This window comes from Rhodococcus sp. GQ147 (assembly GCF_059759155.1).
The window spans coordinates 518820-542550 of the sequence record NZ_JCAXDU010000001.1 but is presented as its reverse complement, the minus strand read 5'-3'; the positions used below and the strand labels follow the sequence as shown (position 1 = coordinate 542550).

31 protein-coding genes are annotated in these 23731 nt (G+C 68.6%); 18 read left to right on the top strand and 13 right to left on the bottom strand.

The window, feature by feature from the left end; all coding sequences use genetic code 11:
• Positions 1-3: 3 nt before the first annotated feature.
• Together AC6CID_RS02420 and AC6CID_RS02415 are read left to right on the top strand one after the other, a co-directional pair.
• Complete coding sequence (locus tag AC6CID_RS02420) at positions 4-630, top strand: HemK2/MTQ2 family protein methyltransferase (protein WP_019291159.1); 627 nt, start codon at positions 4-6, stop codon at positions 628-630.
• A 4-nt stretch (positions 631-634) separates the two neighbouring features.
• Positions 635-889 carry a CDGSH iron-sulfur domain-containing protein gene (locus tag AC6CID_RS02415; protein ID WP_019291160.1) on the top strand — a complete coding sequence of 85 codons (255 nt, stop codon included), beginning with the start codon at positions 635-637 and terminating at the stop codon, positions 887-889.
• Between the two features lie 211 nt (positions 890-1100).
• Here the strand turns inward: AC6CID_RS02415 and AC6CID_RS02410 are convergent, their stop codons facing one another.
• The gene (locus tag AC6CID_RS02410; protein ID WP_006552398.1) at positions 1101-1256 is read right to left on the bottom strand and encodes a DUF6131 family protein; all 156 of its coding nucleotides are present in this window, start codon (positions 1254-1256) and stop codon (positions 1101-1103) included.
• Between the two features lie 218 nt (positions 1257-1474).
• Here AC6CID_RS02410 and AC6CID_RS02405 point away from each other — a divergent pair, with 218 nt between their 5' ends.
• From AC6CID_RS02405 to AC6CID_RS02395, 3 genes are all read left to right on the top strand, one after another.
• On the top strand, positions 1475-2020 hold the full coding sequence (locus tag AC6CID_RS02405) for a Dps family protein (RefSeq protein ID WP_006552397.1): 546 nt from the start codon (positions 1475-1477) through the stop codon (positions 2018-2020).
• Positions 2021-2045: 25 nt separating this feature from the next.
• Positions 2046-3152: an NAD-dependent epimerase/dehydratase family protein gene (locus AC6CID_RS02400; protein ID WP_064061808.1), complete on the top strand. Its 1107-nt coding sequence runs from the start codon at positions 2046-2048 to the stop codon at positions 3150-3152.
• A 126-nt stretch (positions 3153-3278) separates the two neighbouring features.
• The gene (locus tag AC6CID_RS02395; protein ID WP_006552395.1) at positions 3279-3551 is read left to right on the top strand and encodes a hypothetical protein; all 273 of its coding nucleotides are present in this window, start codon (positions 3279-3281) and stop codon (positions 3549-3551) included.
• Positions 3552-3629: 78 nt separating this feature from the next.
• On the opposite strand, the gene AC6CID_RS02390 is transcribed toward AC6CID_RS02395, so the two are convergent.
• Positions 3630-4649 (bottom strand): iron-containing redox enzyme family protein, encoded by a 1020-nt coding sequence (locus AC6CID_RS02390; RefSeq protein ID WP_006552394.1) that lies wholly within the window; start codon positions 4647-4649, stop codon positions 3630-3632.
• A 151-nt stretch (positions 4650-4800) separates the two neighbouring features.
• Between AC6CID_RS02390 and AC6CID_RS02385 the strand changes: the two genes are divergently transcribed.
• The 4 genes from AC6CID_RS02385 (at position 4801) to AC6CID_RS02370 (ending at position 7554) form a co-directional block, all read left to right on the top strand.
• Positions 4801-5658, top strand: a complete 858-nt coding sequence (locus tag AC6CID_RS02385) for an SDR family oxidoreductase (protein ID WP_019291163.1) — start codon at positions 4801-4803, stop codon at positions 5656-5658.
• A gap of 67 nt (positions 5659-5725) precedes the next feature.
• A complete protein-coding gene (locus tag AC6CID_RS02380; protein WP_064061813.1) occupies positions 5726-6709 on the top strand; it encodes a helix-turn-helix transcriptional regulator in 984 nt (327 codons plus the stop codon).
• Positions 6706-7269: a dihydrofolate reductase family protein gene (locus AC6CID_RS02375; RefSeq protein ID WP_024101753.1), complete on the top strand. Its 564-nt coding sequence runs from the start codon at positions 6706-6708 to the stop codon at positions 7267-7269. The genes AC6CID_RS02380 and AC6CID_RS02375 overlap by 4 nt, the downstream gene beginning before the upstream one ends.
• Before the next feature lie 63 nt (positions 7270-7332).
• Positions 7333-7554: a hypothetical protein gene (locus AC6CID_RS02370; protein ID WP_006552390.1), complete on the top strand. Its 222-nt coding sequence runs from the start codon at positions 7333-7335 to the stop codon at positions 7552-7554.
• A 53-nt stretch (positions 7555-7607) separates the two neighbouring features.
• Here AC6CID_RS02370 and AC6CID_RS02365 read toward each other — a convergent pair whose 3' ends face one another.
• The 3 genes from AC6CID_RS02365 to AC6CID_RS02355 form a co-directional block, all read right to left on the bottom strand.
• Complete coding sequence (locus tag AC6CID_RS02365; protein WP_064061806.1) at positions 7608-8465, bottom strand: polyphosphate kinase 2 family protein; 858 nt, start codon at positions 8463-8465, stop codon at positions 7608-7610.
• Between the two features lie 82 nt (positions 8466-8547).
• Complete coding sequence (locus tag AC6CID_RS02360; RefSeq protein WP_498353510.1) at positions 8548-8901, bottom strand: DUF4873 domain-containing protein; 354 nt, start codon at positions 8899-8901, stop codon at positions 8548-8550.
• A gap of 44 nt (positions 8902-8945) precedes the next feature.
• Complete coding sequence (locus AC6CID_RS02355; RefSeq protein WP_024101752.1) at positions 8946-9689, bottom strand: TetR/AcrR family transcriptional regulator; 744 nt, start codon at positions 9687-9689, stop codon at positions 8946-8948.
• A 156-nt stretch (positions 9690-9845) separates the two neighbouring features.
• On the opposite strand from AC6CID_RS02355, the gene AC6CID_RS02350 reads away from it, so the two are divergent.
• The 6 genes from AC6CID_RS02350 to AC6CID_RS02325 all read left to right on the top strand — a co-directional run bounded on the left by AC6CID_RS02350 (position 9846) and on the right by AC6CID_RS02325 (position 14952).
• Positions 9846-11057 carry a DUF445 domain-containing protein gene (locus AC6CID_RS02350; protein WP_259443923.1) on the top strand — a complete coding sequence of 404 codons (1212 nt, stop codon included), beginning with the start codon at positions 9846-9848 and terminating at the stop codon, positions 11055-11057.
• Positions 11058-11118: 61 nt separating this feature from the next.
• A complete protein-coding gene (locus AC6CID_RS02345) occupies positions 11119-11595 on the top strand; it encodes a helix-turn-helix domain-containing protein (RefSeq protein ID WP_006552384.1) in 477 nt (158 codons plus the stop codon).
• Positions 11592-12506: a hypothetical protein gene (locus AC6CID_RS02340; protein WP_064061804.1), complete on the top strand. Its 915-nt coding sequence runs from the start codon at positions 11592-11594 to the stop codon at positions 12504-12506. The genes AC6CID_RS02345 and AC6CID_RS02340 overlap by 4 nt, the downstream gene beginning before the upstream one ends.
• Positions 12507-12570: 64 nt before the next feature.
• Complete coding sequence (locus AC6CID_RS02335) at positions 12571-12861, top strand: DUF2516 family protein (RefSeq protein WP_024101750.1); 291 nt, start codon at positions 12571-12573, stop codon at positions 12859-12861.
• A gap of 89 nt (positions 12862-12950) precedes the next feature.
• Complete coding sequence (locus tag AC6CID_RS02330) at positions 12951-13874, top strand: AurF N-oxygenase family protein (RefSeq protein WP_006552381.1); 924 nt, start codon at positions 12951-12953, stop codon at positions 13872-13874.
• A 40-nt stretch (positions 13875-13914) separates the two neighbouring features.
• Positions 13915-14952 (top strand): alpha/beta fold hydrolase, encoded by a 1038-nt coding sequence (locus tag AC6CID_RS02325; RefSeq protein ID WP_064061803.1) that lies wholly within the window; start codon positions 13915-13917, stop codon positions 14950-14952.
• 67 nt (positions 14953-15019) lie between these two features.
• On the opposite strand, the gene purU is transcribed toward AC6CID_RS02325, so the two are convergent.
• From purU to AC6CID_RS02310, 3 genes are all read right to left on the bottom strand, one after another.
• Complete coding sequence (gene purU / locus AC6CID_RS02320) at positions 15020-15907, bottom strand: formyltetrahydrofolate deformylase (RefSeq protein ID WP_006552379.1); 888 nt, start codon at positions 15905-15907, stop codon at positions 15020-15022.
• Between the two features lie 76 nt (positions 15908-15983).
• Complete coding sequence (locus tag AC6CID_RS02315) at positions 15984-16856, bottom strand: class I SAM-dependent methyltransferase (RefSeq protein ID WP_024101749.1); 873 nt, start codon at positions 16854-16856, stop codon at positions 15984-15986.
• Complete coding sequence (locus AC6CID_RS02310) at positions 16853-17386, bottom strand: GNAT family N-acetyltransferase (RefSeq protein ID WP_064061802.1); 534 nt, start codon at positions 17384-17386, stop codon at positions 16853-16855. The genes AC6CID_RS02315 and AC6CID_RS02310 overlap by 4 nt, the downstream gene beginning before the upstream one ends.
• Before the next feature lie 194 nt (positions 17387-17580).
• On the opposite strand from AC6CID_RS02310, the gene deoC reads away from it, so the two are divergent.
• Positions 17581-18246 (top strand): deoxyribose-phosphate aldolase, encoded by a 666-nt coding sequence (gene deoC, locus AC6CID_RS02305; RefSeq protein WP_019291175.1) that lies wholly within the window; start codon positions 17581-17583, stop codon positions 18244-18246.
• A gap of 38 nt (positions 18247-18284) precedes the next feature.
• On the opposite strand, the gene AC6CID_RS02300 is transcribed toward deoC, so the two are convergent.
• Positions 18285-19037 (bottom strand): LmeA family phospholipid-binding protein, encoded by a 753-nt coding sequence (locus AC6CID_RS02300; protein ID WP_006552374.1) that lies wholly within the window; start codon positions 19035-19037, stop codon positions 18285-18287.
• 104 nt (positions 19038-19141) lie between these two features.
• On the opposite strand from AC6CID_RS02300, the gene AC6CID_RS02295 reads away from it, so the two are divergent.
• Positions 19142-19759, top strand: a complete 618-nt coding sequence (locus AC6CID_RS02295; RefSeq protein ID WP_006552373.1) for a type IV toxin-antitoxin system AbiEi family antitoxin domain-containing protein — start codon at positions 19142-19144, stop codon at positions 19757-19759.
• 35 nt (positions 19760-19794) lie between these two features.
• Here the strand turns inward: AC6CID_RS02295 and AC6CID_RS02290 are convergent, their stop codons facing one another.
• From AC6CID_RS02290 to AC6CID_RS02280, 3 genes are all read right to left on the bottom strand, one after another.
• Entirely contained in the window at positions 19795-20604 is an 810-nt protein-coding gene (locus tag AC6CID_RS02290; RefSeq protein WP_498353509.1) for a class I SAM-dependent methyltransferase, read from the bottom strand.
• A 3-nt stretch (positions 20605-20607) separates the two neighbouring features.
• Positions 20608-21108 (bottom strand): DUF2505 domain-containing protein, encoded by a 501-nt coding sequence (locus tag AC6CID_RS02285; RefSeq protein WP_498353508.1) that lies wholly within the window; start codon positions 21106-21108, stop codon positions 20608-20610.
• A gap of 75 nt (positions 21109-21183) precedes the next feature.
• Positions 21184-21693 carry a DUF2505 domain-containing protein gene (locus tag AC6CID_RS02280; RefSeq protein WP_064061799.1) on the bottom strand — a complete coding sequence of 170 codons (510 nt, stop codon included), beginning with the start codon at positions 21691-21693 and terminating at the stop codon, positions 21184-21186.
• Positions 21694-21716: 23 nt separating this feature from the next.
• Between AC6CID_RS02280 and AC6CID_RS02275 the strand changes: the two genes are divergently transcribed.
• Entirely contained in the window at positions 21717-22811 is a 1095-nt protein-coding gene (locus AC6CID_RS02275; protein WP_498353507.1) for a UDP-N-acetylmuramate dehydrogenase, read from the top strand.
• A 143-nt stretch (positions 22812-22954) separates the two neighbouring features.
• Here the strand turns inward: AC6CID_RS02275 and AC6CID_RS02270 are convergent, their stop codons facing one another.
• Positions 22955-23704 (bottom strand): SDR family NAD(P)-dependent oxidoreductase, encoded by a 750-nt coding sequence (locus AC6CID_RS02270; protein ID WP_006552368.1) that lies wholly within the window; start codon positions 23702-23704, stop codon positions 22955-22957.
• Positions 23705-23731: the final 27 nt, after the last annotated feature.

The window sequence follows — 23731 nt, the reverse complement described above, 5'->3', positions numbered from 1 at the left end:
GGGGTGTACCGCCCCCAAGAGGATTCGTATCTGCTCGCAGGCGCGCTTGCGGACGCAGGCGGTACGAAGGGTGCGAAGGTGCTCGACTTCTGCACCGGGACAGGGTTTCTGGCGGTGAACGCCGCCATGCTCGGTGCTTCGTCGGTGACGGCCTTCGACATCAACCCGCGAGCCGTGTTCAGCGCCCGCGTCAACGCGTGGTCGCGCCGGCTGCCGATCCGTGCCCGGCAGGGAGGCCTGGACGAGGCGTTGCGCCACGGTCCGTTCGACATCGTCTTGTCGAATCCGCCGTACGTTCCGTGCGACGGGGAGAACCGCGACCCGCGCTGGGATGCCGGCGCCGACGGCCGCTGCGTGCTCGATCCGTTGTGCGACAGCCTGCCCACCCTGCTCACGCCCGGCGGATTCGCGCTGATCGTGCACTCCGAGTTCACCGGTGTGGAGGCAACACTGTCCCGGCTGCGCGAGGCGGACCTCAAGGCATCCGTCGTCGCCCGCAGCCGTATCCCCTTCGGACCGGTCCTTCGCAACCGCACGGACTATCTGTACTCGTCGCAACTGGCGGAGCCCGGGGCACTGACCGAGGAGGTGGTCGTCGTCCGCGCCGACCGCCCCCGCACGAGGAGTTGAGAACGTGAGCAAGGCACCGAAGATCACGCAGCTCACCGCCGACGGAGAGTGCGAAGCACGGGTCGTGCGGCAGGTGAGGGGCGGTCCCACCCTCGTCGAGGGCCCGGTGCGGATCGTCGAGGACGACGGCGCCGAGACGGTCTCGGACCGTTTCGTGGTGGCCGTGTGCCGGTGTCACCGCAGCGCGCTGTACCCCCTCTGCGACACCAGCCATCGCGCACTCCGTACGCCGAAGGCGGCGGCGCGCACCGACACCTAGGCATCGAACTAACCTTCCGGTCCGGGCCGGTCCCTGCACAGGGGCCGGCCCGGACGTCGTTCCGGGACCCCGGGCCGCCGGTCGGCCTGTCGTATCGGGGCGGGGTCGTAAGGGTCCGGAAACGACGAATCCCGAGTGCCGTGAGCACCCGGGATTCGCAGTTCTGCCTCGTGCCGAACGTCTCCTTCCGGCACGGACGATCGACAGGGGGTCAGTACCAGTGCGCGCGTCCGCCGATCGCCCGGCCCGTCGCGCCCAAGATCGCAAGGATCACGCCGATCACCAGAAGTATCACTCCGAGTGTGGTGAGGATCGAGATACCGGTGAAGAACCCCACCACCAACAGAATCAGACCCAGAATGATCATTGTCGCCACCTCAGATGTCATGACCGAAACCTGGAAGCCTCGGTGCCCGGCGATCGAATAACCGGGTTGGTCCGTTTCCAAACGTTTGTGACTCGCCTGATCCGGACAAATTCATTCGACGCAGGTCACGGGACGTCCGGTGCGCTCGGATGTTTGGATTCCACCGTGCCTCGGGTATTCGCCTTCCGACACACCCGAGAGCATTCCGGAGGAAGAATATGTCGAACTCGAGCTATACGGTTCCCGGTCTGAGCGATGCCGACGGCTCGCGCACCGCGAAGATTCTCCAGGAGCGCCTGAGTGCCTACAACGACCTGCACCTCACGCTGAAGCACATCCACTGGAACGTCGTCGGTCCGAACTTCATCGGCGTCCACGAGATGATCGACCCGCAGGTAGAGCTCGTGCGCGGATACGCGGACGAGGTCGCCGAGCGGATCGCCGCGCTCGGTGCGTCGCCCAAGGGCACGCCGGGCGCCATCGAGAAGAACCGCACGTGGGACGACTACTCGGTCGGCCGCGACACCGCGCAGGCGCACCTCGCTGCGCTGGACCTCGTCTACGACGGCATCATCACCGACAACCGCAAGGCGATCGACGAGGTCGGCAAGCTCGACCCGATCACCGAGGACGTCCTGATCGGCCAGACCGGCCAGCTGGAGAAGTTCCAGTGGTTCGTCCGCGCGCACCTCGAGAACGCTGCCGGTATTCTCCCGAACGCCGATGCGCAGACGGAGAAGGACGCAGCGGAATCGGCCCGCTGACCGGGACACCCGGACGATACCGACGATGCCGATGGCTTCCACACCCCGAACCGGTCTGCCACGACGCATCGTCGTCACCGGAGCGAGCGGAAATGTCGGCACGGCGCTCCTGCGCCGGCTGGCCGCTCACCCCGCGCAACTCGATATCGTCGCGATCGCGCGCCGGATTCCCCCGGCGCGCGATCCGTATGCGGCGGCGAAGTGGTGCGCCGTGGACCTCGGGGCTCCCGACGCCGCCCGGGTCCTGACTCCGATCTTCGCGGAGGCCGACGCCGTTGTGCACCTGGCCTGGGGATTCCAGCCCTCGCACCGTCGCGACTATCTCCGGCGGGTGGCGGTGGACGGTACCCGCGCCGTCATGACGGCCGCCGCCGACGCCGGTGTCGCGCACGTGATCCACATGTCCTCCGCCGCCGTGTACTCCGAGGGCGCCTACCGTCGGGAGGTCGACGAGTCGTGGGCCCGCGAAGGCGTGCCCACCTGTGTCTACAGCGTCGACAAGGTTGCGGCGGAGACATTCCTCGACGACTTCGAGTCCGGCACGAACGTGCCCGTCCTCACCCGTTTCCGCCCGGGATTCATCGGGCAGCTCGTCTCCGGCTCGGGCCTCGAACGCTACGTGCTGCCCGAGTTCGTGCCCGCCGGCATCACGAACCATCTGCCGTTGATCCCGATCGATCACAAGCTCACGATTCCCGCCGTGCACTCCGACGATGTGGCGGACGCGCTGGTCGCAGCGCTCGAGCGACGGGTGCCCGGTCCGTTCAACCTGGGTGCACCGACCCCGGTGGGAGCGCGGGACTTCGCCGCTCCGTTCGACTGCCCGACGATTCCGGTGCCGCGATGGGGTCTGTCGGCGCTCGCCGAAGCGACCTGGCGCCTACGGTTGCAACCGGTGCAGGGCGGATGGATCGACCTCGCCTACACCTGCCCGATGCTCGACTGCAGAAGGGCCCGCGAGGAACTCGGATGGTCGCCGAAGTACGACGGTCCCGAGGTGTGGTCCGAGACGGTGCGCGGCATGCGCAGCGCGACGGGCACCGACAGCCCCGTCCTCTCTCCGCGCAGCGCGCGCGAACGACTCGCCGCGCTCGTCGAACGTGGGCCCATCGGCCGGCGGATACCGCCGTAACACTCTCGGCCGTAACGCTCTCCTGCGCAGAACCATCCGCTGCCCTCCGTCGTCCCCTGCTGGGCCGTGGAGGGCGGGTTCGTGGAGGGCTGGTTTCGTGGAGGGCCGGATGCGGTATCCACCACCATGACGAAACCATCGAATCGAGCTCACGCTCCCACCACTGCGTCCCGAGCTTCGGGCTGGGTCGGATACGCCTGCATCCTCGCGGGGATCGCTGTCGTCGCTCTCGTACTCTACGCGGCGGGCGACGGATTCGAGGGATGGGTGATCGTCGGAGCCATCGCTGCCGCCGTGCTCATCGTCGTCGGCGTGGTGATGTCCGCGCTCAACCTCCGTCGACGCCGCCTCCGCGGGTCCGGTGGTACCCCCACACACGAACCCGGCCTGATCGACTGAGCCGGGACCCCGGCACCGACGAGTGGAGCCCCGGGACGCACTGTCCCGGGGCTCCACTCGCTGTCTCGTACCCGAGTGTCAGGCCGGTGCCTCCGCCGACGTGAGGAGCGAGCTGCGACCGGCGGTCCAGCTGCCCAGCAGATGGCTTCCGAGCCGGCCCTCGAGGAACTCGATGGCCTGCGCACCGAACGAGATGTCCTGCGCCCGAGCCGGATCCTGTTCGATCATGTAACCCACCACGTCGTGCCGCAGGACGAGCTCGTGGACGGCGTCGGCCTCGATGTGCTCGGAGTAGAAGAGGACGCACGCGTCGTCGGCGCCCAGACGCTCGAGAGCCTCGACCATGCGGCGGGCGCTGGGGGCGGTGGTGATCTCGGCCGCGGCGAACATCCCGACCAGCATCGGCGTATATGCGCGGTGCAGACCGCACAACGACATGAAGTTCACCGTTGCAAGGGTGACGGCGGGAACGACGTCGAGATAGCCCAGATAGTCGTCCTTCAGGCCGGCGGCGAGCAGCAGGTCGGCGAACAACCGCGAGTGCATGCGCTCGGCCCGACCTCCGCCGTACTCGTCGAACTCGACGGCGACCAGCGCGGCTTTGGCGCGACCGGACAGTCGCGGGATCGCGAGGGCGTGTGGGTCCGCTTCCTTGAGGTGGTAGATCGAGCGATGCACGAAGAACTCGCGCATCATCTCCCACGTGCCGTTCGCGGCGAGCTCGTGGGAGACACCCCACGAGTCGTCCGGCTCGCGGCACAGGTCCTCGAGGACACCCTGCGGATCGTCGGAAGCCGGGACGTCGGCGCGCAGCCGATCGAGGAAGATGCGCTCGAGGCGCGCCCGGACCCCGAGCGGGCCCGGTGCCCATTCCCAGGCCGGGTCGACGCCCGCGAACCCGCGGTAGTGGAGCTCGTAGAGAACGGCCAGAGCGAGTTGGACGTCCTCGCCGTAGGCATCCGCGCCGTCGGTCGCGACGTCCCACACGGCATCGTCCACCGGGCCACCGAGTCGCTCGACGATCTCGGCGGAGATGGGTCCGCGGGGCGTGGGAAGCGGAGCGTCGTGCACGTCGCACATCCGGGTCTCATGAGCCATACGCCGGGGTTACCCTCTCGGAGCAGTGCAGAAACGACCCGTCGGTCGGTGCAGAAACGACCCGTCGGTCGGTGCAGAAACGACCCGTCGGTCGGTGCGGACCGGGGAAACGGGCGTGAATATCGATGCAGCCTGTGGGTATCCGGCGGCCATGAGCGAGGACCGCGAACGAGAACCACACACCATCGACTATCCCGGTGAGACCGACGAGATGGCCGAACGCCCCGCCGACGAGATGCGCGGTTACGTCGGCCGCGGGTTGCTGTCCGGCCGCAAGGCCCTCGTCACGGGCGGCGACTCCGGCATCGGACGGGCGGTCGCCGTCGCCTTCGCGAAGGAGGGTGCCGACGTCGCGATCGCGTACCTCGAGGAACACCGCGACGCCGAACACACCGCCGACCTGGTGCGACGCGAGGGCCGCACATGCCACGTGATCGCGGGCGACCTCGGCGACGCGCAGCACTGCCGGGCGGTGGTGGCCGAGACGGTCGAGCAACTCGGTGGCCTCGACATCCTCGTCAACAATGCCGGCACCCAGCAGCCCGTCGACGATTTCGCCGAGTTGAGCGAGGAGCAGTGGCGCCACACCTTCGCCGTGAACATCGACAGCTTCTTCCACGTGACGAAGGCGGCCCTGCCGCATCTGACGCCGGGCGGTTCCGTCATCAACACCGCGTCGGTCAACGGTCTGCGCGGCAACAAGACGCTCATCGACTACTCGGCGACCAAGGGCGCGGTGATAGCCCTGACCTACTCGCTCGCGCAGGCACTGCAGGACAGGCAGATCCGCGTGAACTGCGTGGCGCCCGGACCGGTGTGGACACCGTTGATCCCGGCGACGATGGACGCGGAGAAGGTCTCCGAGTTCGGGCAACAGGCCCCTTTCGGCCGCGCCGCGCAGCCCGACGAGATCGCCCCGTCCTACGTCTTCTTCGCATCGGAGACGATGTCGTCGTACTACAGCGGTGAGGTACTCGCCCCGCTCGGCGGCGAGACCATGCCGGGCTGACCGGGTGAGCCGGTAGAGAGCAAGAACGGTCGGGCGGCGGCCGGGGTCTGTGCGCGACACTGAACGCATGACCTTCGGCCGTGACCGACTGCGGGAACTGCTCGACGCCGTTCTCGACGAGAACAACGCGACCCTCGAACGGATGGCGCAGCACGCCTACGCGTCGCAGTGGCACTTCAGCCGCACCTTCGCGGTGGGCACCGGCGAGTCGCCGGTGGCGTTGCGGCGCCGGGTGATGCTCGAGCGTGCCGCCTGGCAACTGCGTCACGGCAGTTCGGTCACCGATGCGGCGTTCGCCGCCGGCTACGACAGCGTCGAAGGGTTCGCCCGAGCCTTCGTCCGTGCCTACGGATATCCGCCCAGCGAGGCCGCCCGGGTGCTCGGCACCGGCCGTAGGGATCCCGGGGCGCCTGCGCCCGTCGACCACTGGGCGCCCGCGCCCGTCGATCACTGGTTGCCCGCCCCCAACGGCGTACATTTCCATCCGCCCACCAATCTCTGGGTCGAGGAGGACGGAGGGCGGTCCACCGCGCCCGACTACCCGGCCGCCGAGGTCCTCGCGCAGATGGTGCAGCACGACCTCGCGGACACCCGCTATCTCCTCGGGCGCGCCACCGAGCTCGACGACGACGAGCGCGACCGGATCAGGTTCCCCGGACTGGTGGTCCTCGAATGGGACGGTCCCGAGGAATCCGTCTCACGTGTGCTCGGCAACCTGGTACGTGCCAAGGAGATGTGGTTGGCCTCGATGGCCGGCGCTGACCACCCCGAGGATTCTGACAACGGGATCGACTCTCTGACAGTGCGTTTCGAGGATGTTGCTCCGCGCTGGGTGGAGACGATCCGCGACATCCATCGCCGCGGCGCCTGGGGCGACGTGCTCATCGACGCCCTGTGCGACCCTCCCGAGAGCTTCGTCCTCGGGGGAGTGGTCGCCCACGTCCTCACCTTCGCCGCACACCGCCGTCAACTCGCGCGGCACATGATGCGGGCGGTCGGGCTCGACGTCGATCACGGAGATCCACTCGACTGGAACAGGAGCAGCTCATGACCCGGATGATCTACTACACCGCAAGCACACTGGACGGCTTCCTCGCCACCGAGGACCATTCGCTCGACTGGTTGCTCACCCGGGAGTCCGGTGACGGCGGGCCGTTCGACTACGAGAAGTTCATCGCCGGTATCGGCGCCATCGTCATGGGCTCGTCCACCTACCGCTGGGTGCTCGACCATGCAGGCGAGGACAAGTGGGAGTACGACCTGCCCTGCTGGGTGTTCACGCATCGCGACGACCTGCCCGTCGCCCGGGCAGGCGACGAACCCGGCGACATCCGCTTCACACAGAAGGACGTCCGTCAGGTCTACGACGAGATGGCCGAGGCCGCGAACGGCCGCGACCTGTGGATGGTGGGCGGCGGTGATCTCGCCGGACAGTTCGCCGAGCGCGGTCTGCTCGACGAGCTCGTCGTCTCCTTCGCGCCGGTGACCATCGGTTCCGGCCGTCCGTTGCTCCCGCTACACGTGGAGATGCGCCTCACCGAGCTCGGGCAGAGCGGCGAGTTCGCCGTCCTCCGCTACGAGGTGCTGAAGGAATCCACCGGTCGGTTGTGATGCGAGTCACGTGCAGGTACCGTCGGCATCGAGAGGGACACACCTCGTCCGAGGAGGCCGGTCGTGAAACTCAATCTGTTCGTAGCCTGGAGCGCCTATGCGCTCGCACTCGCCTCGATCCTGATGATCGCCCTGACGATCGTCGCCGCGGGGTACGGATTCTCGGGCTGGGCGCTCGTCGCGGCGCTCGGCGCTGTCGTCGCACTCGGCGCGGCATTCGGCATGATGGCCGGAACCGTGCGCCGAGACCACAGACGGCACTACGACACCCCGCATCTGTTCTGAGGGTGATACCTGACGCGAGTCGGTGAAAGCCGACTCGCATCACTCACACGACATCACGACTCTGCGAGTCGGCGCTTCTCCGTTTCGATGTCGAAAGTCGGCTCCGGCCAATCGAGGTCGAGACGTTCGAACGCGTCGATGAGCAGTTCCGTCACCGCGAGGCGGCTGTACCACTTGCGGTCGCACGGTACGACGTACCAGGGCGCCTCGTCGGTGCTGGTCCGATCCAGCATGTCCTGATAGGCCTGCTGGTACTGCGGCCACAGGGCGCGCTCCGAGACATCGCTCGGGTCGTACTTCCAGTGCTTGTCGCGGCGCTCGAGGCGCTCGGCGAGGCGCTTCTTCTGCTCGTCCAACGAGACGAACATCGCGACCTTCACGATGGTCGTGCCCTCCCGGACGACTTCGCTCTCGAACCGGTTGATCTCGTCGTAGCGTCCGCGCCAGACATTCTCCGGCACCAGTGATCTCACCCGCGCGACCAGCACATCCTCGTAGTGCGACCGGTCGAAGACGCCGAGCTGACCGTTGCGGGGGAGGGCCTTCGCGATCCGCCACAGGAAGTGGTGCCGCTTCTCCTCCTCCGTCGGCACCCCGAAGGCCTTATGGTCGACGCCCTGCGGGTCGATTTGGCCGACGACGTGACGCACCATGCCGCCCTTCCCGGCGGTGTCCATGCCCTGCAGGATCAGCAGCACCGAGCGGGTGCCGCCGGTCCGCCCCTCGGCGAACAGCATCTCCTGCAGATCGGAGAGGACGGCACCACGTTCGGCGAACAGACGTTCGCCGAGCGCCTTGTCGCCGTCGAATCCCGGGGTGCCGTTCGTGTCGATGTCGGCGACGCGGGTCTCGGGCGTCGCCCGGAGGGCTTCGACGATCGATGCGGGCCGGAAGACGTCGTCCTTCGTCATCCCGCCAGCGTGTCACACGCAGGCGTCATCGGGCGTGTGCCACACGCAGTGGTCATCGGGCGTGTGCCACACGCAGTCGTGATCAGGCGGGATCGACACTGTCGGTCTCGGTTGGCAGAGGGTAGGGCGGTCGCGAGATGCCGTCGACCATGTGGCTGCCCCACAGGTCGACCTCCGAGATGCGGGCGGTCGCGGTCTGGGGGGCGTCGGGCACCGTGATCGTCACGGTGGTGCCGGGGGCAGGCGAGGAGTCTGCTCCGAGGGTCTCGGCGAGCCTGCGGAGCCGGCCGCGCCACACGTGCCGGCCGAGCAGGGGGTCGAACCGTCCGGAGATCTCGACATCGACGGCGACCGTGCGGTTGCCCACGGTGACCTCGGCGGGACCGCGGTAGCCGGGATCGTCCTCGTCGTGCAGGTCGTCGGCGTGGTCGCTCATGCCCGCACTATACGTGCAACTTCGAGTAACAGTAAAGGTGTCGATCAGGGAGTGGTCGACGACTCCGGCAGGAGTGGATGCGGTTGCGACTTGAAGCGCACCGGAGATCCGGCGACTCCGGCGATGCCGTTCATGCCGCCCCAGATCATCATCGTAAGGTAATCGATCAGGTCCTCGGCGGTCATCGACTTGTTCGAGATCCACCAGTGCGTCGCGAGCTGGATGCCGCCGACGATTCCGTACGCCCACGGCACGGCACCACCCGAATCCATCTCGAGCAGCCGCAGCCGTTCCCCGAGGACGGTAGCGACGAGCTCGGCGATCATCCGCTCCGAATCGGCCACGACGTCGCGCCCCGCCGACGCGCTGTTGCTCATCACGTACAGATAGACCTCGGGATCGTCGGCGACGGTCTCGACGTAGGCGGTGATCGCCTCCCGGGTGAGCTCGTACTCGTCGAGATCCTCCGCGACCGCCGCGTAGATCCGGGGAGCGAGGACCGTCTCGACGTACCGCAGCATCGTCGCGGTCGTCAGGTCGCTCTTGTCGGTGAAGTAGCGGTAGAGCACCGTCTTCGACACGCCGATCTCGGCGGCGATCTCGTCCATGCCGATCTCGTGGCCGCGGGAGCGGATCGCGTTGATGGTGCCGTCCACGAGCTCTTCCCGGCGGGCGATCTTGTGCTCGTGCCAGCGCCGTTTGCGGCCGTCCTGCTTCACGGGCGGGGCGGCCTCGCTCGAGGTCGTGGTCGAAGTCGTCTGCGGTCTGCTGGACACTGTGTGGCACATCCGTTCGGTTTCGATCGTCGGCTCAGTCTACGATCCGGCCCCCCGTCCTTCAGAACTCGAGGGCGATCCGTCCGCCGAGTGCCGACTTTCGGCACAATCGATCGGGTGCAGCTCCTGACGACCGACGACGAGATCAAACGCCGAGAACTCCGCCGTATGAAGGCGGTCGCGACCGGCTTCCTCGTCGCCGCCGCGATCATCTATCTCTTCTGCCGCTGGCAGGAAACCCGCGGCGCCGGCGCATGGGTGGGTTACGTGCGCGCGGCTTCCGAGGCCGGCATGGTCGGCGCGCTCGCCGACTGGTTCGCCGTGACCGCCCTGTTCCGGCACCCACTACGGATACCCATCCCGCACACGGCGATCATCAAGCGGAAGAAGGACCAGCTCGGCGCCAACCTGAGCTCGTTCGTCGGCAACAACTTCCTCGCACCCGAGGTGGTGTCGGCCAAGGTCGAGTCGGCGCAGATCCCGCTGCGGGTCGGTACCTGGCTCGCCGAACCCGAGAACGCCCAGCGTGTGGCCAAGGAGACGTCGACGGTCCTGCGCGGCGTGGTCGGAATCCTGCGCGAGGACGACATCCAGCAGATCATCGACCACACCATCGTCAAGCGGATCGCCGAACCGGAATGGGGACCGCCCATCGGGCGTGTCCTCACCGAACTCCTCGCCGAGAACCGCCACCTGCCGCTCGTCGACATGCTCGCCGAACGCGCGCACCAGTGGGCGCTCGGGAGCCAGGAGACCATCGACCGCGTGATCAGCCGCGACTCGCCGTCGTGGTCGCCGAAGTTCGTCGACCTGCTGCTCGGCGAGAAGATCCACCGCGAACTCGTGGAGTTCACGTGGAAGGTGCGGTCGAATCCCGACCACGAGGTGCGGCTCGCGGTCAACAAGTTCCTCGCCGACTACGCCCGCGACCTGCAAAGCGATCCCGTGACCATCGCCAAGGCGGAGAAGGTCAAGGCCGAGATCATGGGCCGCGACGAGATCACCGGGCTCGCCGCGGCGACCTGGCGGACGGCCAAGCGGATGATCCTCGACTCGGTGGACGACCCGAACAGCACCCTGCGCACGAAGATCGCGGAGAACGTCATGGCGTTCGGCATCCGAGTGCGTGAGGACGCCGAGCTGCGCACCAAGATCGACGGTTGGTTGCTCGACGCGGTGCGTTTCGTCGCGTCCAACTACGCCGACGAGATCACCTCCGTCATCCGCGAGACGGTCGAGCGCTGGGACGCCGAGGAGGCCAGCCGCAAGATCGAACTCGCCGTGGGTCGCGACCTGCAGTTCATTCGCATCAACGGCACGGTGGTCGGCTCACTCGCCGGGTTGACGATCTACACGGTCTCGGAGTTGCTGTTCGCGTGACGACGGTCACGTGCTAGCAAGGTGCTTGCTGTAGCTAGCACTTGTCCGTAGACTGGTCGGTGTGTCCACGGAACCAGATCCGATCGAGGGCTCGGACACGCCGGACGACAGCGCCGGACCGGGGGATATCGCCGTTCGGGTGGTCAACAACGCCGCCCAGGACATCGGTGCCTTCATTCGGTCGCAGCGCGAGGCTGCACAGGTGTCGCTCCGCCAGTTGTCGCAACTGGCCGGTGTCAGCAACCCGTACCTGAGCCAGATCGAACGGGGCCTGCGCAAGCCGTCCGCGGAAGTGCTCGCCCAGATCGCCAAGGGGTTGCGGCTCTCGGCCGAGGTTCTCTACGTGCGAGCGGGGATCCTCGAGCATCGAGCGGAGAGCGCCGTGCGCGACGCGGTGCTCGTCGACACCGTTCTCACCGAGCGGCAGAAGCAGGTCCTGCTCGACATCTACGACTCGTTCTGCCGAGAGAACCAGCAGAACACCGGCGAGGCCCGGCCCGACCATCCGACAGACTTCGACGAGGAGAAAACTCCATGACCGATCCCACCAACATCCGTACCTCCCTCTACGCCGCGGTCGGTGCCGGCGACGCCGTCGTCCAGGCCGTCGCCGACCTCGTGGCCCAGGCGCGCCGACGTGCGGAGACCAACCGCACCGAGGTGGCCGAGCGGGTCGAGACCGCCCGCGACCGCTTCGCGACCCTGCCCGCCGATCTCACCGAGACCGTCGAGTCCCTCCGCGAGCGTCTCGCCGAACTCCCGGCCGAGCTGCCCGAGGAGATCGCGGAGCTGCGCGAGCGCTTCAGCACCGAGGAGCTGCGCAAGGTCGCCGAGGCGTACCTGAAGGTCGCCTCCGACCTCTACACCGCACTTGCCGAGCGCGGTGAGGAGACCATCGAGCGTCTGCGCTCCCAGCCGGCCCTCGAGGACGGCCTCGGTCGCGCCGAAGCCGTGCTCGGCGACGCCGCCGACCTCACCGAGGAAGCCCTCGGGACGGTGGCCCGCCGGACCCGCGAGGTCGGCGAGCAGGCCGCTAAGCTCGCGGGTCGCGCGGCCGGCCGCATCTCCGAGACGAGCGGCGAGGTGAGCGAGGCCGTGTCCGACGCCGGCGACAAGGCCGCCGAGCGCGTCGTCGAGCTCGGTGAGCGTGCCGAAGAGACGGGCTCCGAGACCGCCGGACGGGTCGAGTCGGCCCGCGGCGAGGTCCGCGAAGCGGCCGACAAGGCTGCGGAGAAGGTCGAGTCGGTGGCCACCCCGGTCGAGCCGGTCGAGGTCACCCCGGCCAAGGCTCCGGCCAAGAAGACTCCCGCCAAGGCTCCGGCGAAGGCCCCGGCCAAGACGGTTGCCAAGACGCCCGCCGCCAAGGCTCCGGCCAAGACCGCCGCCAAGACCCCGGCGAAGAAGACCCCTGCCAAGAAGGCGGCTCCGCGCAAGACCAGCGGTTCCTGACCTGCAGTGATCGATCGGCCCTCGTGCGAACTCGCACGAGGGCCGATTCTCGTAGACTGGTGTGGTGACCAATGTCGATTCACTTGCCGGTCTGATCATCCTCGCGCTGCAGATCATCGCCATCGCCGGGGCGGGATTCGCGCTGTTCCACGTCGTGCGTCAGCCCGCCGAGGCGTTTCCGGCCGTCGACAAGCTGACCAAGCCCGTCTGGCTCGGCATCCTCGTGGCCGCGTTGCTCGTCCTCGTCGTCTTCGGCGCGGTGGGTCTGCTCGGGATCATCGCGGTCGTCGCCGTGTGCGTGTACCTCGTGGACGTCCGTCCGCGGGTCGAGGAGGTCCAGCGCCCTCGGTGGTAGGGGGTCGGGCCTCCCTTTCGCTTGACAAGTGTGATCCAGATAATGACACTTCGGGTAACGGATAATTTTCCGAGACGAGGTGATCGGCGATGACGCTCTTGCGAAAGCACGACAGCCTGCCGGGTGAACACTCCACGGATCACCGGCAGGAGACCGCGCAACGCCTGCTCGATTCGTCGGCGCGGCTCTCCTACGATCCCGAGCTCGAGATCGACTGGGACGCGCCGCTCGTGGACGGCAAGTACGGCATGACCCCGGAGTGGTGCAGTCTCTACGGCACCGACCTGTGGGAACGCATGTCGGAGGATCAGCGCATCACCCTCACCGAGCACGAGGCCGCGAGCATCGCCGGCACCGGGATCTGGTTCGAGATGATCCTCATGCAGATGCTCGTCCGCGATCTCTACCGGCACGATCCGGCAACCCCCTACGTGCAGTTCGGGCTCACCGAGATCGCCGACGAATGCCGGCACTCGATCATGTTCGCGCGGTCGGCGCAGCGATACGGCATCCCCTCCTACCGGCCCAAGCGTTGGATCCGCGAGACCGGCCGGCTGTTCAAGGCTGTCGCGCGCGGCGCCCTCGCCTACGGCGGCACCCTGTTCGCCGAGGAGATCCTCGACATGATGCAGCGCGATTTCATGCGCGACGAGCGGGTGCAGCCCATCACCCGGACGGTGAGTCACGTCCACGTCGTGGAGGAGTCGCGGCACATCCGCTACGCCCGCGAGGAGACACGCAGGCGCTCGGCCCGGCTCGGACGTCTCGAGCGGGCATGGATCCGGATCCACCTCGGGGTGAGCGCGTACTTCGTCGTCACCAGCCTCGTGAACGACCAGGTCTACGCCGCGGCCGGACTCGACGTCGCCGAAGCGAAGAAGGCCGCGCAGGAGAACAGGCACTACCACGACAAGCTCCGTCAGGGCACTCGCCGCACGGTCGAGTTCCTCGACGAGGTGGGACTGATCGGCGGTCCGTCCACTCTGCTTCTGCGTCGCGCGCACGTCCTGTGACGTCGCGCTGCTCCACCGAACCGACAGGAGAATTCCACCCGTGAGAAAGCCGTCCCCGACCGCGTCGATCGCCGCGGGCTCGATCGTCCTCGCTGCCGCGGCGACCACCGCCGTGCTCGTCCGCCGGCGTCGTCGGACGGTCGTCCGTACCGAGGACGTCGCCCCGCACGAGCTGCTGCGCGAACCGGAACTCGAACCCGAGATCCTCGACGTCCGCGCCGACGACGGTGCCCGGCTGAACGTGCTCGCCTATGGCGACGCGGACGCTCCCGTGCTGGTGTTCTGTCACGGCTGGACGTGCAACGCCGCGTACTGGACCCCGCAGATCAACGCCTTCGCGGAGAACTACCGGGTGGTGGTCTACGACCAGCGCGGGCACGGCGACAGCGAGGCCGGGGCGCGGACGCTGGGAGCAGACGTGCTCGCCGACGATCTCCAGACGGTCCTCGACGCTGTGGTCCGGCCCGGTTCGAAGGCCGTGCTCACAGGTCACAGCATGGGCGGGATGAGCATCATCGCGTGGGCCGAGAAGTACCCGGAGAACGTCGGCCGCACGGTCGCAGGCGTGCTGCTCGCGAGCACCGGCACCGACCGGCTGGTCGCGGACTCGGCGATCGTGCCGCTGCCGCAACGCTTCCCGCGGGTGCCGGTGCCCGTCGCGAGCCGGCTCATGGGTGCGACCGTCCCGTTGGCGGCGTCCCCGGTGACGACGCGGGCCCTGCGCTACGTGGCCCTGTCGCCCGGTGCGAGCGCCGCCGAGGTGCAGTTCTGCGAGAAGATCGTGCTCGGCTGCCCGCCGCGCACGCGGGGCGGCTGGGGCAGGGCCCTGAGTGCCCTCGACATCCGTGAGGGTCTGCGCAATCTCACCGTGCCGACGACGGTGCTGGTCGGAACCGCCGACCGTCTCACCCCGCCTGTCCACGCCCGGCGTCTCGCCGAGGAACTCGACCGTGCGGGCAACCTCGAACGTTTCGTGGTGCTCGACGGCATCGGCCACATGAGCTCGGTCGAAGCGATCGACCGGTTCGACGAGGAGCTCGCGCACCTTGTCGAACGAGCCGGTGTGCCCGTCGGCTGAGCCGATCACCCACGCACGAAAGACCGGTCCATCCGCTCGCGGGTGGACCGGTTTCGGCTCGGGGGATCTACCGGAAGACGACGGTCTTACTGTCGTGCACCAGCACCCGATCCTCGAGGTGCCAGCGCAGACCGCGCGAGAGGACCAGCTTCTCGACGTCGCGGCCCTGACGGACCATGTCGCTGACGCTGTCGCTGTGACTGACGCGGATGACGTCCTGCTCGATGATCGGGCCCGCGTCGAGTTCGGCGGTGACGTAGTGGCAGGTCGCGCCGATGAGCTTCACGCCGCGCGTGAAGGCCTGGTGGTAGGGCCGTGCGCCGATGAACGACGGCAGGAAACTGTGGTGGATGTTGATCGCGCGGCCGGCCCAGTGCTCGCACAGTTCCTCCGGGAGCACCTGCATGAACCGGGCGAGGACCACCGCGTGCGGGTCGTGGGCGTCGACGAGCTTGCGGACCTGCTCGAAAGCCGGTCCGCGCTCGGCGGGATCCTTCGGGAACGACACGTAGTGGAAGGTGATGCCGTGTCGCTGCGCGACCGGTTCGAGATCGCGATGGTTGCCGATGACCGCGCAGATCTCGGCGTCGAGTTCCCCTGCGGCGACCCGTCCGAGGATGTCGTGCAGGCAGTGCCCTTCCTTGCTGACGAGCAGCACGACGCGCTTGCGCTTGCCGGTGTCGGAGAGCGTCCATTCGGTCTGCGGGCCGATGTCGGCGGCGACGCTCGCGAACTTCTCGCGCAGCTCGTCGAGTCCGAACGGGATCGACGACGCCCGGACGGCCTGCCGGGTGAAGAACCAACCGGTGTCTTGATCGGCGTGGTAGGCCGCCTCGACGATCGAACCACCGACCTCCGCGAGGAAGGTCGCGATGCGGGCGACGATCCCGGTGGTGTCCGGGCAGCCCAGGGTCAGAACGTAACGTCGATCGTCGGCGGATGAGGCGAGCGTCATGCCCCGATTCTCTCAGGTGACACACGGCGTCCTACTTCCGGTCGGCCCTGCTCCCGGTAGACCCTCTCTCCGGTCGTCAGCCCGAGACCGGAGGACGTCGAACCGTACCCGTGGCGACGAGAGTGGTCGCATCGATCGTGCGCAGTCCGCGTGCGGTGACCTCCTCGGCGATCTGCTGCCGCACCGACGCCACCTGCCCGGAGTCGAGCCCGGTCAGCACCGCGCGCAAACCGGTGCCCGTTACGAGCGACCAGCACAACTCCTCCGTCGCCGGAAGGAGATTCGACAGGGTGCGGACCTCCACGGAATCGGTTCCGGCGTCCGCGAGCCACGCCTCGAGTGTGTCCGGAGTGTCGATCCGGTGCAGGGGTGTGCGGTCGCGCAGGACGCCGCGCTCGCGCAGCCCGGGGGAGTAGCGCGACGCGACATCGAACACGATCGACGAGAACTCCTCCATCGCGCCGCGTCGCCAGACCGTCACGCCGGCGCGTCCGCCCTGCCTCACGAGCGAGACCAGACGCCAGAAGGTTCGGTCCATGTCCGGGAGGAAGAACACCCCGTAGGAGATCGACAGCACGTCGTAGCCGGCGTCGGGTACGTCCGACGGTGCCTCCCACTGCGAGGCGTCCGCACAGACGAATTCGATGTTCTTCAGGCCGCGGCGTTCCGCGGTCAGGCGGCCGTGTTCGAGCATCTCGTCGGCGACGTCGACGCCGTGGACGAGACCTTCGGGTCCGACGGCGGCGGCGGCGGGAAGCGCGGACGATCCCGTTCCGCAACACGCGTCGAGCACCGCCTCGTCGGGGGCGACGCCGAGCTGGAAGACCAGTGCCTGCCCGGCCGGTCCCCACACCGTCGGGGTCAGCTCGTCGAAATCCCCGCTCGCCGCGTCGAAGGTGCGTGCGGTCTCGGCGGAATCGGCCCAGGGGTTCTCGGGATCGTCGTTCATGCCTGCTCCTCGAGGGCGTAGAACGGCTCGGCGTACCGGAAGGTGCCCCGCAGCTCGGGGTCGTGTGCCGTGAGCGCCCGTGCCTGGAAGTGGGACGCCCACTCCTCGACGTCGGGGGAGATCCCGAGTTCGGCGGCGGGCACGAAACCGAAGCGGGGGTAGTAGTCGGGATGTCCGAGCAGGAGCACGATCGACTCGTCCAGGGCATCCGCCGCACCGAGCACGGCGTGCATGAGAGCGGCGCCCACGCCGGAGCGCTGGAAATCGGGACGGACACCGAGTGGACCGAGGCCCAGGGCAGGGGTGGCGCCGACGTGACCCCGGGTGGCGACGACCTGGCCGACGATCGCGCCCGAGGCGTCCTCGGCCACGAGCGACAACGGCGGCAGCCATGCGTCGCTCGCCCGCAACGACGCGACCAGACCGGGCTCGACCGGCTCGCGACCTTCCGGGGCGAACGGCGCGAACGCGGCGCGATGCACGTCGGCGGTCGCACGGACGTCGGCGGGGAGTTCTCGACGGATCAGCACGCGATCATTGTCGTGGCCGAAGCGGTGCGGCGGTATCGAATTATCGCCGTCTGCTGTTCCTCCGGACCACCACGACGGCCACAACTGCGACGAGAAGCGCGATCACCAGGATTTCCATGGGAATCGACTACCCGGCACGGGGCGAAGCCTGCTGAGCACGGCCGTCGGATCTCGCCGTGTGGAAAGCTGCAGTCATGTCCGGAACTACGTTGACCCGCGCGCAGGTCGCGTCGATGATCGACCACACCCTCCTCAAGCCCGAAGCGTCCTCGCAGGACGTGCGGGCCCTCGTCGACGAAGCCGTCGAACTCGGCGTGTACGCGGTGTGCGTGTCGCCGTCGATGCTGCCCCTGCGGGCCGAGGGGGTCACGGTCGCGACGGTCGTCGGTTTCCCTTCCGGCAAGCACCATTCCCTCATCAAGGGCGCCGAGGCGCGACTCGCCGTCGACGAGGGCGCACGCGAGATCGACATGGTGATCGACGTGGGCGCAGCGGTGGCCGGCGACTACAACGCCGTCCTCGCCGACATCCTCACCGTGCGTGAAGCGATCGGTTTCGACCCTGTCCTCAAGGTCATCATCGAATCCGCGGTGCTCTCCGACGAGGCGATCGTCGAGGTGTGCCGCGCCGCGGAGAAGGCCGGGGCGAACTTCGTGAAGACCTCCACCGGTTTCCATCCCGCGGGTGGCGCCACCACCCACGCGGTCGCGCTCATGGCGGAGACGGTGGGCGGCAAGCTCGGCATCAAGGCGAGCGGCGGCATCCGCACCGCCGAGGACGCGGTCGCAATGATCGAGGCCGGAGCGACGCGACTCGGACTGTCCGGCAGCCGCGCGGTGCTGGACGGGCTCCAGAGCTGACGACAGCTCTCGACGGTCTGCCGGACCGGCCTCCTCGCTCACGACAGGAGGCCGCAGCTGCCCTCCTGTTGTTGCTGCTGCTGTCCCTGCGGGGCCTCCGGCAGCACGAAGCGGCCACCCTCGAGGCGGAGATCGATACCGCTGTCGGTGACGTTCACCTCGGTGGCCTGCATACCCAGCGGGTACTGCTGCAGACCCGAGGTCAGGATCTCCACGACGCCGTCGACGAGGGCCGTCGGGAGCCCGATGCCGAGGATCGTCGCGTCGGTCGTCTCGACCGTCACCACACCGCCGTTCACCACCGGTCGCGCGGTGAACTCCGCGAGACCCTGGCCGCCGACCGTGAACGTCAGGGTGCCCGCGTTCTCGTCGGCCATGACATCGGTGACGAGGCCGCCGACCGACTGGCTCTGCACGGTCGCGAGGATCCCGGAGGTGGGCCACGAGACGTCAGCACTCGAGCTGCCGATGGTGCCGGCGCCCTCGGCGGAGTCGCGCAGGTCGACGTCGTTGACCTCGGCGTGCACCTGCATCTGCTGGGCCGGACCGAAGGCGGTGTCGTCGCTGTCGAGAGCAACCGAGGGAACCTGCCGGTCGAGCAGCTGGAGCAACACCGGCTTCCAGCTCAGGTCGACGTCGACTCCCGTGCCGAGCTCGCTCTCGAAGGACTGGGCGAGGCAGGCCGTCGCGCGGTTGCGGACGTAGACCTCCGCGCCCACCAGGACTGCGACCAGCGCCGCGACGAGAACGACGGCGATCGTGACGGTGCGGTTGCGCTTCCGTTGCGTCATGGTCGCCGATTCTCCCGGACGACGCTGAGGATCGACTGAGCACACGGCCACAGGATGAGGAAAATATGTGAGGTGTACCACATTCTTCGGCTACGCTGGGCGCCATGACAGGGTGGACGGATTCAGGTTACGACGCAACCGGGCGGGCCGATGCCGACGACTCGCTGCGGCGCCTCGCCGCCACACAAGCCGGGTTCTTCACCGCACGCCAGGCCGTCGGTCACGGAATAGCAGCTCACGACTTCGCGGAACGCATCGAGGCGGGACTGTGGATCCGCGTCGAGACCGAACTGTTCCGCCTCAGCGACAGCCCACGGACGAAGTTCGACGAGTTCGCCCAATGGTGCACCTGGTACGAGGGGGAAGCGGTCGTCTCGCACCAGAGCGCCGCCGACCTGCACGGCATGGGCCACCTGCAGCCCCGCTTCCTGCACCTGTCCACACCCGACCAGCGCACCGTGCCGAGCAACCGGCTCGCGCTGCATCACCGGACGCTGGCAGAGGAGGACTGCGAGGTCGTCGGGGCCTTCCGGATCACCACACCCGCCCGCACCGCGGTCGACCTCGCGGCCGGCGGCGTGTCCCAGGAAGTGCTCGACGAACTCGTCGGCGACGCGATCGCGCTCGGCCGGGTCGACTCCGACCAGCTGCACGCCGCCGTGGCGAACCAGCCGGCCGCGGTGGCCGACCGGATCGAGCTCGCGCTCCTCGCCGCGGGCTGACCGACCGGAGCGAGGACGAACTCGGACAGACGGTCTCAGACCGCGACCAGCTCGGATGCGACGGATGTGCCGGCGGGCGCGACCGCGTCCCATGGCACCGTCAGCACGCAGTCACGCAGACGGCGGCGGGGCGGAGACACCGGGAAGCCCTGATCCCGCAGCAGCTCGAGCGTCGCCTTCCATCGGATCCGCGGCCCGAACGCCGCGTGCGGAGCGCTCGTCGCCCACGCCCGGTCGGCCGCGCGGAGCAGCGCGTGGATCGGCTCGCCCGGGACGTTCCGGTGGATCAGCGCCTTCGGCAGCCGTTCGGCGACGTCGGACGGTCTCTCCACGTGGAACGGGCTCCACGCCAGGGTCAGCGAACGGGGACCGTGCTCGTCGAGGAGCACCCAGGCGCAGCGCCGGCCCAGCTCGTCGCACGTGCCGTCGATGAGCAGGCCGCCGGAAGCGAGGCCGGAACGCAGGTGCGCCCACGCCGGTTCGACCGCCTCCTCCGGATACTGCCGGAGCACGTTGAAGGCCCGGACCAGGGTCGGACGCAGGCCCGCGAGCTCGAAGCCGCCCCGGGCGAACGCGACACCGTCGCGGCCCGGGACCACACGGTCCGGATCGATCTCGAGACCGACCACGCGCAGATCGCTGCGGACCCGACGCAGGCGCGCGGCGAGTTCGAGGGTCGTCACCGGCATGGCGCCGTAACCCAGATCGACCACCAGCGGGTCGGTGGCGTGCGTCAACGCCCTCGTGATGTGGGGGTCGTGCATCGCCCAGCGGTCGCTGCGGCGCAGCCTGTTGATGCCGGTGGTGCCGCGCGTGACGACACCGACGGGTCCTCGATTCCGCACGCGCTACCGACCGGCGAGCCAGTCGGCGGTGATGGCCGCTTCGGTGCGGAACACGTCGACGAGATTGGTGAGGATGAGTTCTTCGAGTTTGCCGCCGACGAACGGAATGTGCACCTTGGCCTCGGAGGTGGTGCGGAGCGTGGTGCCGTGGTCGTCGGCGAAGAGCTCCATCGTGCCCGTGAGGCTGCCCGGACCGCCGGGGATCGACGCCTGGTAGGTGCCGGTCGCGCCGTCGGTGAACGGCCCGTAGTTCTCCTTGCGCGTGATGACCATGTCCTTCTTGATCACCGTGCGGGCGATCTCCGGCAGGTCGGAACGCGGCAGGACGTGGTGCAACACCAGCGCGATGCCCGATTCGGAGACCGTGAACCCGCGGACGTGGTTCTCCGAGTACTTGCGCATCTCGGTCATCCGCGCTTCCCAGTGGGCGGGGTCGGCGAGAGCCTCGTACACCCGCTCCGGTGGATGAGGGAAGCGGGCGGAGTAGTCGATACGCCGTGCCACGACCGGCCAGGTTACCGCGCCGGACGGCCTGCCCGGAAATCGCGACCGTCCACCGAGAGCTCAGCGGGGGTGCGATCAGGCCGAGTGGTCCCCGTTCAACCACTGCTCGGTGAAGGTGCGCTCCGCGTCGAACAGCTCGACGAGCTGCTCGACGATCATGCCCTCGATCTTGGAACCGAGGAACGGGATCTTCACCTCGACGGTCCCACCGATGACGACGGACGAACCCGCCCCGTCGGTGATGAGGGTCATCCCACCGGTGACCTCGCCGGGCATGCCGTCGACGTGCGCCGAGAACCTGCCCTCGGCGCGACCGCCTGCGAACGCGCCCCATGCCTCGTGACGCCGGATGACGAGATCGCCCGGGCGGAGGCTCGTCACCATGCTCGGCAGGTGCTCGGCCGGGATGGCCTGATGGAGGTCGAGCTCGATCGTGCCGTCACCGGAGTCGGCGCGTTCGACCGCCGCACCCGGGCCCCCGACCTCACTCAGCCGGGTCTGCCAGTACTGCGGATCGACGAACGCCGCGTGGACCGCAGCAGGCGGGGACGAGTAGTTCGCAGTGTGGTCGATAGGGCTGCCCATACGGGGCACGCTACCGTTTGCTGGTGCTTGATCCACGTACCAGGGCCCGGCTCGTCGAAACGGGAGCCACGGTGTCCGAGCAGGTGTCGCTGTCGGAATTCACGACCCTCCGGCTCGGTGGCCCCGCCCGGTATCTCGTCGAATGCACGTCCACCGCGTCGTTGATCGAGGTCGTGCGCCTGCTCGACGAGCAGGAAGTGCAGCTGCTGCTCCTCGCGGGTGGCTCCAACCTCGTGATCGGCGACGACGGCTTCGACGGCGTGGTGGTGCGTGTCGCGACCACCGGTGTCGACCTCCGCGACGACCACGTCCGGGTGGACGCGGGAGCCGAATGGGACGCCGTCGTCGCGGCCACCGTGGAGGCCGGCCTCGGCGGCCTCGAATGCCTGTCGGGCATCCCCGGCTCCACGGGAGCGACGCCGGTGCAGAACGTCGGCGCGTACGGCGTCGAGGTGGGCTCGATCCTGCGTCGCGTCCGCCTGTTCGACCGCGCCACCGGCCAGGACTCGTGGGCCGGCCCCGAGGCACTCGGTCTCGGCTACCGGACCAGCATCCTCAAGCACACCGACGCAGCGGTCGTCCTCGAGGTGGAACTGGACGTGCGGAGCGACGGTTCGTCCGCACCCCTCGCATACCGGGAGCTCGCTGTCGCGCTGGGTGCGGAGGAGGGCGAGCGCCGGCCGGCGGCGCAGGTACGCGAGCACGTGCTCGCGTTGCGCCGCAGCAAGGGCATGGTGCTCGACGCCGACGACCATGACACCTGGAGCGCCGGATCGTTCTTCACGAATCCCGTCGTCCCCGACGACCGCCTGCCGCAGGTGCTCGCGGCCATCGCGGCGAAGGTGGGGGAGGACGTGCGCATCCCGCAGTTCCCCGCGGACGGCGGCACCAAACTGTCGGCCGGATGGCTCATCGAGCGGGCCGGTTTCGTGAAGGGTTTCCCCGGCGCCGACGCACCGGCGCGGTTGTCGACGAAGCACACGCTGGCGCTCACCAACAGGGGAGCGGCATCGGCCGCGGACCTCGTGGCGCTGGCGCGGACGGTGCGCGACGGCGTCGAGGACGCCTTCGGGGTCCGTCTGCATCCCGAACCCGTCACCGTGAACTGCGTGATCTGACGGACGGCCCGCCCGTCGCCCCCGGTCGAACACCCCGAAGGCGGTAGCGGGATCGAAGACCAGCTCCCGCCCACCCACGGTGACCGTGACAGTACCGACGGGGGTGGGCGCGACCGCCTCGCCGCGCCCACCACCGCGGTGGGTCAGTCGGTGACGCGGTGGAACCGGCCGGCATTGGCCTGGTCGCGCGGCTTGACGATGATCTGGTCGAGGTTGACATGCGACGGCCGCGACGCGACGAAGCCGATGATGTCGGCGATGTCCTGGGCGACGAGCGGGGTGATGCCCTCGTACACCTTGTCGGCCCGATCCTTGTCGCCCTCGAAGCGCACCAGCGAGAACTCGGTCTCGACCGCGCCCGGCGCGACTTCGGTGAGGCGGACGGGCTGTCCGAGCAGTTCGCCGCGCAGCGTGCGGTGCAGCACGGCCTGCGCGTGCTTCGCCGAGGTGTAGCCGGCGCCGTTATCGTAGGCCTCGAAGGCCGCGACCGAGGTGATGGTGACGATCAGGCCGTCGCCCGAGGCGATGAGCTTGGGGATCAGCGCCTTGGTGATGCGCATGGTGCCGATGACGTTGGTCTCCCACATCCAGCGCCAGTCGTCCTCGACGGCCTCGGCCACCGGTGCGAGTCCCTTGGCGCCACCGGCGTTGTTGACCAGCACGTCGACCCGCGGCAGCACCGTGGTGAAAGCGTCGACCGAATCCTCGTCGGTGACGTCGAGCTCGAGCGCGGTACCGCCGATCTCGTCGGCGAGCTTCTGCAGGCGGTCGAGGCGGCGTGCGCCCACCACGACGTGGAAGCCCTGTGCGGCGAGCGTGCGGGCGGTCGCCTCGCCGATTCCGGAGGAGGCTCCGGTGACGACGGCGACGCGGGAATCGGGAGAGATGCTCATGGGGGCAATCGTAGTGTCGGGCACCGG